Here is an 11193-nt window from a genome sequence, read left to right on the forward strand (position 1 = left end):
CAGCCTGAGAAAATCTAGAGAGCAGCCCAGTATACCAGGGCATGCTTGGGGTGGTACTAGAGTGTCCTGTTCCTCCCGGGCTAGGTTGGACCCTCTAAGCTCCCGCTGGTCTTCTGGCAGCGTACAGCAGCCTACCACGACTAGCCCTATGGTGGCGGGCAGTGCCAGCAGGTTCTCCCGGCTACCCGATTAGCCGAACCCTTTTTCCGTTAAGATCCTGCCCCAGCGAAGTACTGCTCGGGCAGGATCCGGATTTTTCTCCGCTCTCGGGGGCGAAATTGAAGAGGCCACGACGTTGGCGCTGAGTGCTTACAGGGGTTGCTACTACTTTTTTAGCACCAGGTAGCCATAAGCGGGCAGGGTTACCTGGCTGCCCAGATTTACGGAGCCTCCCTGCAGCGCATCACTCCAGGTGGAGGCAGCTAGTGCCGGGGGCAGCTGGTAGGTTGAGGCGGTATTGCGCACGTTCACCAGTACGAGGGCTTGGTCATTGCCCTCCGTTTTGGTGAAAGCACAGACATCCGCGCTGCTGTAGGAGGTGGGCGTTCCGCGCCGCAGGGCTGCACTGCCGGCCCGGGCGGCCAGCAACCGTTTGTAGGCTTTCGTTACGCCCGGGGCTTCGCCCCAGTTTACTTTCACTGAGGTAAAGGGAAACGGTATGCTGGCCGTCATCCCTGCTTCCTGCCCGTTGTAGATCATGGGTACACCCTTGAGCAGGGAGGTTATTACAAAGGCGGACATGGCGCCTTCCTGGCCCCCAAACAGGGTAACTGGGGAGCCGTCGGAGCCGTTCACATCGTGATTGGTGATGTAGCGCACCACCTGCTGCCCACCGGCGGCGCCGGCGAATTCGCTGGTGTTTAGCCCGTCAAAGGTGGTAGCCGCCTTTGCCCGGCGGTAGACATCCCACAGGCCCCCGTAGAAGTTAAAGCCAAATGTGTAATCAAAGCCCGAGGCGAAGTTGCTGCTGCGGGTGCCTTCGGCCAGCAGCAGCAGCTTATGGGTTTTGATGTTGCGCAGGGTATCCACCGCCTGCTTCCAGAAATCATCGGGTTGATAGTCGGCGTAGTCAAAGCGAAACCCATCGATGTTGGCCGTGTACACCCAGGACTTCATGGCCGAGATCATTTCCAGGCGCATGGGCGCACTGGAAAAGTTGAGCTGGGCCACATCCAGGTAGTTGGTGTTGGGCGGGCTTTGAATAACCCCGGCCCCGTTCTGCAGGTACCAGGTCGGGTGCTGGCTAATCCAGGCATGATCCCAGGAAGTGTGGTTGGTCACCCAGTCCAGCATCACGCTCATGCCCCGGCGGTGGGCCCCATCTACCAGGGTGCGCAGGTCATCCAGGGTACCAAACTCCGGGTTTACGGCCCGGTAGTCCTTGACGGCGTACGGGGAATTCACGGCTTTCACCTGCCCCACCGGATAGATCGGCATCAGGTAGAGCACATTTATCCCCAGATCCTTGATAGAATCCAGGCGGGCCGTTACACCGGCAAAGTTGCCGCCTTGGCTAAAGGCCCGCATGTTCACCTGGTACATGACCGCATCCCGCCGGTCGGGAACGCCGGTAAACGGGGTGCCGTACTGGGTGGGCGCTGGCGGGGTGGGGACCGGGGGCACCGGGGAAGGCGCAACCGCTTCGGGCTTGCAGCCGGCCAGCACCGTGCTGATGGCCAGCAGGCTTAGGTGATAGGCAAAGGAAAGTTTAGACCAGGACATGAGGCGTAGTAGGAGGGATGAGAAGTAGGAGGAAGGGCAGGAAACGAACGCCAGTTAAATTGCGGGCCGGGCCGGCCGCGCTGGGGATTGTTTAGCGTATCGGCTTGAAACTCACGGCCGCCCCACCCCCGGGGGCTAGCGGCAGCTTGAGCACCGATTTGCTGGTTACTTTCTGCTGGCGGATGTGGTAGGCCTGGGGGTTCTTGTCCCAGCTGGCGCCTTTGCCGTCGGTATAGAGAATGGCTTGGTAGGTGATGCCGGGCGTGAGGAAATCGAGCTTGACGGTTTGGGTGCGGGCGTTTTCGTCCGTGATGGCGCCCAGGTACCACTCCTGCGTGCCCTTGGCTTTGCGGGCCGTGGTGATATAGTCGCCGGGCTCCGCGAGCAGAATGCGCGTGTCGTCCCAGTCTACGGCGACGTCCTTGATGAACTGGAAGGCGTCCAGATGCTGCTCGTAGGCCTCGGGCAGGTCGGCAGCCATTTGCAGGGGGCTGTACATCGTCACGTAAAGGGCCAGCTGCTTGGCCAGCGTGGTGTGCACCTGCTTGCCCTGGTTGCGCTGCGGATTCCAGCCTTCCAGCTTGATTTGGAAGATGCCGGGCGTGTAGTCCATGGGGCCGCCCATGAGGCGGGTGAAGGGCAGGATCGTCTCGTGCTCAGGGGGGTTGCCGCTGCTCCAGGCGTTGAACTCATTGCCGCGGGCGGCCTCACTAGCCAGCCAGTTGGGGTAGGTGCGGTGCAGGCCCGTCGGGCGCACTGACTCGTGCATGTCCACCATCAGCTGGTGTTCGCCGGTTTTCTGGGCCGTGCGGTTGTAGTGGTTTACCATCCACTGCCCGTCGTGGTGCTCGCCGCGCGGAATGATGCGGCCCACGTAGCCGGTTTTTACGGCCTCGTAGCCGTACTGCTTCATGAAGCGGTAGGCCGCCTCCTGGCGACGCTCGTAGTTGGTGACGGAGGAGCTGGTTTCGTGGTGCATCATCAGCTTCACGCCCTTGCCGGCGGCGTAGGCCTGGAGCTCGGGCACGTTGAAATCGGGATAGGGCGTCACGAAGTCAAACACTTCTTCCTTCCAGTTATTGGCCCAGTCTTCCCAGCCCACGTTCCAGCCTTCCACCAGCACGCTGGCCAGGCCATGCTTGGCAGCAAAGTCGATGTAGCGCTTCACGTTGGCGGTGTTGGCGCCGTGGTGGCCGTTGGGCTTGAGCTTACTCCAGTCGGTACCGGCCAGCTTGAGGTTGCTGGTGTCGGCGTAGTTCCAGCTGGCTTTGTTCACGTGCATCTCCCACCACACGCCCACGAACTTTTGCGGCTTAATCCAGTCGGTGCTGGCCAGGGCCGTGGGCTCGTTCAGGTTGAGGATGAGCTTGCTGGCCAGCACCTCGGGGGCCTTGTCGCTGACCACGATGGTGCGCCAGGGCGTGTGCTCGGGCGCTTGCAGGTAGGCGGCTGCCCCGGTAGCGGAGGGCACCAGCTGGCTGCTCAAACTGAAGCGCTTGGTATCTACGTTCAGGAACATGGCCGGGTAGTTGACCAGGGCCGCCTCGTGGATGTTCACGTACAGCCCATCATCCGACTTGAGCATCAGGGGCGTCTGAATCCGGTTGGGCGCGGCCTTGAGCTGAATGGCCTCGATGGGCGTGGTATTGACCTCGCTCAGGCGGGTGGTGCTGTAGGTGTACTCGTTGGAATCGTAGTCGCCCGGAATCCAGAAGGCCTTATGGTTGGCCGGCAGGTTGAACTCCGTTTTCTCTTCCTGCACCACGAAGTAGGTCAGGTTGGGCTGCCGGGGAAACTCGTAGCGGAAGCCCACTCCGTCGGCAAACACCCGGAACACAACGTCCAGCAGCCGCCCCGGGGCGGCCGCCTGCCGCAGATGGACCGTGAGCTGCTGGTAGTGGTTGCGGATATCTTTAACCTCACCCCATACCGGCTGCCAGGTTGTGTCCACCTGCTTGACCTCGCTGCCCGTGACCAGCAGGGGCCCCTCGAAGCCGGCGCCATCGGCTAAATCCAGGCCCAGGCGGGAGGGCGTGATAACCGGTCGCTGGGCAAAGTGCACCGCATAAGTGGGCTGCCCCCGGGCATCCAGGGCAAAGGTCAGGCTGACCTTATCCAGGCGGGCCAGCAGGGGGGCAGTGGGCTGGGCCGCCGCGCCGATGCCCAGCAGCAAAAGCAGCAGCGAGAATAAATTTGTCTTCATTACCAGACAAAGAAACCCACCCCCGGCCCCAACTAAAACTTGTCAAATCCCAATCAAGAAAATATAAAGCATATCATCATTTAATCAACTTACCTACTGATAGTTACAACTTACCTAAGACGGTAAAATATGAACTGAATATAAGCTGAAATTAGTCCAGCTCCCTAACTCAGGGCCTGTTCCGGGGCGGGGTGCTCAGACTAGGGCGCCCTCCTACGGGCAGTAAAACCAAGCCTCTAGGTATGGAGCACCCATCGTAAAAAAGTGGGCGGGATAAGGAGCGGGCAGGACCGAACGGGCCAAGTAACCCAGGGTTACAAAGCAGCCGTAGGTAGCTTAGCTACCGAACGTGACGGGGTAGCCGGCGGCCCTTGCTCCGTTCCGAGCATGCTGGCAACAGGCGGCCAGTGGATTTCAGCAGGGCGCGGCCATCCCTCAAAGCAAGCCGGGGTAAACCCAGCCACCGGCCAGGGGCCAACTTGCCAGTACCCGCGCGGGAAGACCCGGGCAAGGCCAGCTGCTACCGCTAAATGGCCGACAGCGCCTGGATTCGCGCCTCAAACTCGTCGTTGGCAACCAGGGAGCGGTTTTTAACGCGCGTTTTGTAGGTGTAGATGGTATTGATGGAATACCCCAGCATCCGGCTTATTTGCTCGCTATCGGTGATACCCAGCCGAATCAAGGCGAAAATCCGCAGCTCCGTGGTTAATAACTGATCTTCCGCCAGGTGAATCCGATCCTCTTCCCGGAATAAGGCATTAAACTGCTCAATGAAATTCGGAAACAAGCGCAGAAACACCGTATCGAACCCCTTAAAGAGCTCACTGCGCTGCTGCTTGACCGCAATAGCGTTAATAATTTTTTGCACGGCCCCGTACTGCTTGAGCTCCAGCTGGGTGGTAAGGGACTTTTTCAGCGCTTCCAGCTTATCGATCAGCTGGGAGCTGTGATGAAAATAGTAACCGATATACTCTTCCTTGATTTGGTTGGCCTCGTTCAGGCCGCTGATCAGCAGCCTGAGCTCCCCATTGCGCGCCTGCACTTCCCGGTTGGTGGCGGCAATCAGCCGGCCGGCCTTTTGCAGCTTGCGTAGCTGCCGGAAAATAATCAGAATAAACCCCACCACGAACAGGGCCAGCAGGGTCACGGCGATGGAATACGTCCGCAGGGACTTTCGCTGCTGCTCGATGATGTTGATTTTCTCTTCCTCGATTAAGGAGGACACGTGGCTCATTTCAATCTGCCGCTGCCGGGCCTTGTAAAAGGCCGCCTGCTGCCGGGCCTCTTTAATAAAGGCGTAGGCGTTTTCCAGGTCTCCGCGCTGGTAGCACAAATTGGACAGCTGAAAAATGGCGACGGTCTCCTTGGTTGCCGACTTTACGTCGGCAATGGCGGAAATAAGCAGCAGCTCAAAGGCCTGGTCTTGCTGGCCCAGCAAGGTGTGAATGAAAGCACTGGTGCTCGCACTTACGGCCAGCTGGTGCTGCGTGAGCGAAGGCAGCTGCCGTAACTGCTCATACAAGCGCAGGCCTTCCGGCAGGTTGCGGGTTTTTACCGCCTGAAACTGCTGCACGGAAAGGCTTTCGTACGAGCCCGGCCTGCTATAGCGCAAGGCGGTGTCGGCGTAGGCCAGGGCCGCGGAGTGGTAGGCCGGACGATACACCTGGTCCTGATTGAAATCACCCAGGTCGCTGTTAGCGCGGGCCTGCAGAAAGTAAAAGTCGTGCTGGTCGGCCTTCGACAGCAAGGCGGGGTTTATCCGGTGCAGGGTCTCGAAGGTTTCTTTAAACATGCCCGAGGAAAGCAGAATAAAGGCGAGCTTGAGTTGGGCCACCTCCACTTTTTCGGGATCCCCCAGGTGCTGGGCGACCCGGATTATCCTTTGACTGTAAGCAAAGGCGGAGTCATACTTAAACGCCTTGTACTCGTCGTAAATCCGCAGGCCCAGCTCAAACTTTGCGTCGTCGTTCTTTTTGTTTGCGGCGTAAGCGGCCGTTAACACCGATACCCGCTGCCACCGCTGCGCATCAAACTGCTGCTTGTGAGCGAGTACCTGTCTGAGCTCCGCCAGCAGCTGATCCACCCTGCTGACTGCCGCCACCCCCCGCCCGGTAACCAGTATTAAAACGCAGAGGGATAGCAGGAATTTCACTAGGGGACAGACTATTCTTTTTCCTAAAGCAGGCGCCAAAAGTAATGAATAGTTAGGCTAGTGCTTTGGCTGCACTAACTGGCCAGCAACCTGCTGCCCGCTCCAGCGAATTTATTGTGGTGCCTATTACCCTGAAGCTGTCCCGAGCCGACCGCTTTTTTACTTAGTTCCTGAGCGGTATTTTTACAGAGCTACATTCATACCATTCAGCCTATATGCGCGCTTACATACTTCTCTTACTATTAAGTATCCTATTTCTGGGCAGCTGTACCAAGGACGAGGAGCCGGCCCCCCCGGCCCCGGAGTTAAGCGGCCGCTGGGATTCGCGCGGGGTGCATCTGATTTTATTTAATGCGGCCGGCGACACAACCTACCAGCTGAAAGACACCCATGCCAACGCCTATCTGCTGTTTGCCCGCGATAACACCTACGACTCCTATTCCGGGGATGTGCTCAGCTGGAGTGGTACGTATGCCAGACAGGACAATTCCCTGACGCTGGTCAACCCCATTCAGGGCTCGCAAACATTTACCATCACGACTCTCTCGGCTACTTCCCTCGTTTTATTGAGTGATAGACGAGTGGGTAAAGAAGGCGGAATAACGATTAGCCGGTACGCAAAGCACTAAGTTGCTTGCTCCAGGCCCGCCCTTATCTCTTGATCCATGCCTCCCTCCCCACTTATTATGCGCGCCCGCTTATTTTCTGTTCTTCTTGGTATCGTACTGCTGGGCGGCTGCGCCAAGGAATCCAGCGAACCCCTGAAGGACATCACCGGCCGGTGGGATATCGAATCCACGCATTCTACCGTGTACACGGACAAGGGTGCGATTGACTATGAAAATCACACGCTGGGCACCGCCAACGACTATTATACGTTTGCGGCGGACAACACTTTCACTTCCACGCTTAATGCGTGGGTGTCGCTAGCGGGCACCTATAGCTATTCCAATACGAGTTTAAGCATTACGACGGCCCAGGGCGCCCACACCGAGGAAATCACCCTGTTCACCCCGACCCACCTGACCCTGGTGAATGGAAAGAAGGAAGCGGGCAGAAGAAGCATCGTCCAGGTAACGACCTTAGTTAAGCACTAAGGCCAGGGCTTACGTGCATTACCACCGGCCGCCGGGACCTTACATGCCCCTATAAAACGCCTACGCCAGTGGACCGGGCGGTGGGCCCGGCTGCGGGCGGGTGGCAGCCTCCGCAACCGCCCGAAACCCTTCGCCCGCAATAAGTAAGCGAGCGGAGGCTACCCCGGTTCCGTTCGGGCGGGAGACGTGGCAGGACGCTCGAAAACCTACCCGCACCAAACCCCGCCACAGGCCCTGGCCCCGATTTGCCGGCGCGGGGTAAACAAGTCGAATATAAGCTCAACGGCGCTGGCCAAACTCGTATATTTCGGCTGATGCCCCTTTCCGATCCTTCCCCTCCCCGGTACCCCCACCAGCAGGCGCTGCTGGAGGCAGTCTTCGACTCCTCGCCCATGGCCCTGCACGTAATGCGCAGCGTGCGCGACGAAGCCGGCGCCATCACCGACTTTGAGGTGGTCCTGGCCAACGCGGAAGCGGAACGAATAGTCGGCTATCCGCTGACCGGCATGCGCATGTGTCAGCACTGGCCCACGACCGTGACCGTGGGTTTGTTTGAGGGAGTGGTCAAGGCCGTGCAGACCCGCCAGCCCATGGACCTGGAGCAGTACTACGAGGGGGAAGGCGTGCGGAACTGGTACCGCTGGACGGCCGTGCCCTACGGGGACGGGGCCGTTATCAGCGTGGAAAACATCTCGCCCCGCAAGCAGGCGCAGGCCGCGCTGGTAGCCCTGCAGCTGGAGCAGCAGCGCCAGCAGGCCAACGCCGTGCTGGAGGCCCAGGAGGCGGAGCGGCGGCGCATGGCCGAGGACCTGCACAACGGGGTAGGGCAACTGCTGTACGCCGCCAAGCTGCACCTGGAGCAGCTGTCCCGGGAAAATACGTCCCCCATTGTGGCCCAAACCCAGCACCGGGTAGCCCAGCTGCTGAGCAGCGCCATCATCCAGACCCGGGAGCTTTCCCACCAGCTGGTGCCATTGGTTTTAACGGACTTCGGTTTGGCGGAAGCCCTGCGCCAGCTTTGCCGGCAGTGCGGCACGCCCGACCTGCAGCTAGAGGCGGTCGCGTCCCCGACCCTGGTCGTACCGGGGGAGCTGGCCCTGCCGCTTTACCGGATGAGCCAGGAGCTGATTGCCAACGTGGCCCGGCACGCCGGGGCCACGCAGGCCCTGGTAACGCTCTCGGCCCGCAAGCCCTGGCTGGAGCTGCGGGTGCAGGACAACGGCCAGGGGTTTGACCCCGCTGTCGCCCGCCGGGGGCTGGGCCTGCGCAGCGTGCAGGACCGGGTGCAGCTGCTGGGCGGGCAGTTTGAGTTGACGTCCGCCCCGGGCCGGGGCACCCGGATTACCCTGCGCGTTCCGACTTCGTCCGCCCCCGGCGAGTAAGGCTAGCGTAGCGGGCCGGGCCGGAAATTCAGCCGGCACAGCCGGCGGCCGAGCAGGCCGCGCCCGTCGTGGCGGGGATACTGAGTGTATCTGCGGGCGGCAGGGCAACGACCCGGTTCACTTCAGGGCCGGAGCGGTCGCAACTCAGCAAACTGTGGCGGCATTTTTCCCGGACTCGCCTTTTTTGATAAGGACTGATAATGTTTACTTATCGTTCCTTATCTTAGCCAGGCGAAATTCACTACTTTTCGCTTGGCTACTCCTTATATATATGGCTACTGAGAATCAGCTGCCCGTCGTCACCGCCTCACCGGCCGCCCAGGTGCCGGCCCACCTGGTGGAATCCACCCACCGCTACATCGCCTCGGGCCTGCGCGGGGCGGCCAACACGGTGCGCGCCTACGCCGGGGACTGGAAGCGCTTTACGACTTGGTGCACCTTGCACGAGATGCCCGCGCTGCCCGCTTCGGTGGAAGCGCTGGTGGGATTTCTAACCGAGCTGGCCGATACGGGCAAAAAGTTTGCGACCATCGAGCGGCACGCCGCCGCCATCGCCAAGGCCCACGAGCTGGCCGGCCTGGAGTCGCCCACCACCGACAAAAAGCTTAAGGTGCTGCTCAAAGGCATTGCCCGCGAGATCAAGACCCGCCAGAAGCAGGCGCCCGCGTTTTCCCTGGACTGGTTTAAGCGCACCATTAAAAGCATTGACGTGACCGTGCCCGCCGGGCTGCGCAACCGGGCTTTGCTCTTGCTGGGCTTTACCGGAGCGTTCCGGCGCTCGGAGCTCGAAGCCCTCAACATCGAGGACCTAGCCTTTGATGAGGACGGGCTGGTCGTGACCCTGCCCCAGAGCAAAACCAACCAGCTGGGCCAGGCCGAGGAAAAAGCCATCTTTTACTCCCCGGATTCTGCCTTATGTCCTATTCGCTCCCTGCAGGCCTGGTTGAAACTTTTAGGACGAAACGAAGGCCCGGTGTTTGTGTCTTTGCGCAAGAATAACCAGCTCACGACCCGGCGCATGACCACCAAGTACACCAACCTGATTGTGCAGCAGTACCTGGGTTCGCAGTTTACCGCCCACTCCCTGCGGGCCTCCTTTGTCACCGTGTCCAAGCTCAACGGGGCAGACGACTCCAAGGTCATGAACCAAACCAAGCACAAGACCTCCGCCATGATCCGGCGCTATACCCGCCTGGACAATGTGCGCCAGCATAATTCCGCCAAGGAACTCGGTTTGTAACAGTGTCACCCTTATTAAGTAATATAACTTTCTAACACGCATAGTTAAATACCAGTTTTTGCAATTAACTATACATTAATATTATTTAATTAATAAAATTAAAATAATTATTTATTAATTAAATACACAAGTGCAAATGCTGTGGTTGCAATCTAAAATAAAAATACAAAATGGCTCAATACCTGCGATTTTATTAAAAGTATTAACGGGCCAAAAACGACTTATCAGATAGATGAAAACCAGCGCCAATTTCGTAGGCTCACCCACAGTCGGGTAACAGAATAGCCACGGATCAAATAAAAGTTTCCGTTTCCTCCTAGGCGAGGATCTGAAAGCCCAAACAGAGCTAGTACCGCCGCCTACCTCAGCCACCCGCTTCTCCTACATGGCCCTACAACCTACGACGTACCGTATCCAGGCATTTTAGCGGCTCGCTTATGCCCTGCAACTGACTGCTCCCAGTTTGCTGGCTTTTCCGGTGATGGCCTTGTTGCCTGTCCACGACCCTTGGCAATCCATCGTGTGCTATAGTTTGGTAACCCTTGGTTTCTTTCCAGTACTGGGACTGGTGAAATACTACCAAGTAGAAGTAGTAGTTACCGCTAAAAAGATTGCGTGTACTCCCATCAGCCGCTTCTATGGTCGCTCCCGTGTGTTCGCGCGGGCAGAGGTAACCGACTTTCGCCAAGTAGAGAGTCCTGAAGATGAAGTGCTCGAAATTTGGCACCCCCGTCGGTCCGTTCTACTAACCCATAGAAACAAAACCAGCGGAGATGACTACCACCTACTCCTTGGTCGGCTCTGCTCCTTCGCTGGAACACAAACTCCAGGCTCCTGAAGATGCCCTTCCCCGGCTCTGTTGCTCAACCTACCCCACACGCGGCGGGGGTACTTGGCGCTGTACCTGCTGCTCTGGTTACGGATTCTGCCAGGCCGTAAGTGCAAGGAAATGCCAAGTACCTGCTGCCTTATAAGGGCTAATAAGCGGAAATCGGGCATTAACTCTGACATTCAAGAAGCAGTACTGGACTTACTGACTCTTTTTTATTTAGGCTCCATCCCACTTCCCCAACGCGTTCTGACAATGAAGTACTGCTATTTGCTATTGCTCTGTCTTTTTTCCATGGTGGGCCTCAGCCAATCCTTGAAAAAGGCGGAAAGAAGCTATGCCTTCCGGGGCGTGAACGTGGTGGAGGTACAATCGGGATCAATCGTATCCAACACCAATGTCCTGGTCAGCAATGGGAAGATCGTGGCCGTTGGGCGCAGCAAGCAAAAGTTTCCCAAGGGCACGATTGTAATTGATGCGCCAGGCAAATTCGTCATGCCCGGACTGTACGACATGCATGCCCATTTTCCCAACGTAGACGGCGAACCCTTTCCCATTGAGGACTACC

At 58.4% G+C, this 11193-nt stretch carries 8 protein-coding genes; 5 read left to right on the plus strand and 3 right to left on the minus strand.

The annotated features are described in order from the left end of the window. Positions 1 to 324 precede the first annotated feature (324 nt). From ACYVHC_RS18935 to ACYVHC_RS18945, 3 genes are all read right to left on the minus strand, one after another. The gene (locus ACYVHC_RS18935) at positions 325 to 1722 is read right to left on the minus strand and encodes an alpha-amylase family protein (RefSeq protein WP_460615363.1); all 1398 of its coding nucleotides are present in this window, start codon (positions 1720 to 1722) and stop codon (positions 325 to 327) included. Between the two features lie 91 nt (positions 1723 to 1813). Then, positions 1814 to 3925 carry a glycoside hydrolase family 97 protein gene (locus tag ACYVHC_RS18940; RefSeq protein WP_460615364.1) on the minus strand — a complete coding sequence of 704 codons (2112 nt, stop codon included), beginning with the start codon at positions 3923 to 3925 and terminating at the stop codon, positions 1814 to 1816. Positions 3926 to 4451: 526 nt separating this feature from the next. Continuing rightward, on the minus strand, positions 4452 to 6008 hold the full coding sequence (locus tag ACYVHC_RS18945) for a DUF6377 domain-containing protein (RefSeq protein ID WP_460615365.1): 1557 nt from the start codon (positions 6006 to 6008) through the stop codon (positions 4452 to 4454). Between the two features lie 284 nt (positions 6009 to 6292). On the opposite strand from ACYVHC_RS18945, the gene ACYVHC_RS18950 reads away from it, so the two are divergent. The 5 genes from ACYVHC_RS18950 to ACYVHC_RS18970 all read left to right on the plus strand — a co-directional run. After that, on the plus strand, positions 6293 to 6706 hold the full coding sequence (locus ACYVHC_RS18950) for a hypothetical protein (protein WP_460615367.1): 414 nt from the start codon (positions 6293 to 6295) through the stop codon (positions 6704 to 6706). A 57-nt stretch (positions 6707 to 6763) separates the two neighbouring features. Then, positions 6764 to 7174 (plus strand): hypothetical protein, encoded by a 411-nt coding sequence (locus ACYVHC_RS18955; protein WP_460615368.1) that lies wholly within the window; start codon positions 6764 to 6766, stop codon positions 7172 to 7174. Between the two features lie 314 nt (positions 7175 to 7488). Next, the gene (locus ACYVHC_RS18960) at positions 7489 to 8556 is read left to right on the plus strand and encodes a PAS domain-containing sensor histidine kinase (RefSeq protein WP_460615369.1); all 1068 of its coding nucleotides are present in this window, start codon (positions 7489 to 7491) and stop codon (positions 8554 to 8556) included. 271 nt (positions 8557 to 8827) lie between these two features. After that, the gene (locus ACYVHC_RS18965) at positions 8828 to 9796 is read left to right on the plus strand and encodes a site-specific integrase (protein ID WP_460615370.1); all 969 of its coding nucleotides are present in this window, start codon (positions 8828 to 8830) and stop codon (positions 9794 to 9796) included. A gap of 1084 nt (positions 9797 to 10880) precedes the next feature. Then, the coding region (locus ACYVHC_RS18970) for an amidohydrolase family protein (protein ID WP_460615371.1) at positions 10881 to 11193 on the plus strand (313 nt) is incomplete at its 3' end.

Source organism: Hymenobacter seoulensis (genome assembly GCF_054780535.1).

Coding starts and splice junctions, on each gene's coding strand:
- ACYVHC_RS18935 (WP_460615363.1), bottom strand. CDS start 1,722: ATGTCCTGGTCTAAACTTTCCTTTGCCTATCACCTAAGCCTGCTGGCC.
- ACYVHC_RS18940 (WP_460615364.1), bottom strand. CDS start 3,925: ATGAAGACAAATTTATTCTCGCTGCTGCTTTTGCTGCTGGGCATCGGC.
- ACYVHC_RS18950 (WP_460615367.1), top strand. CDS start 6,293: ATGCGCGCTTACATACTTCTCTTACTATTAAGTATCCTATTTCTGGGC.
- ACYVHC_RS18955 (WP_460615368.1), top strand. CDS start 6,764: ATGCGCGCCCGCTTATTTTCTGTTCTTCTTGGTATCGTACTGCTGGGC.
- ACYVHC_RS18960 (WP_460615369.1), top strand. CDS start 7,489: ATGCCCCTTTCCGATCCTTCCCCTCCCCGGTACCCCCACCAGCAGGCG.
- ACYVHC_RS18965 (WP_460615370.1), top strand. CDS start 8,828: ATGGCTACTGAGAATCAGCTGCCCGTCGTCACCGCCTCACCGGCCGCC.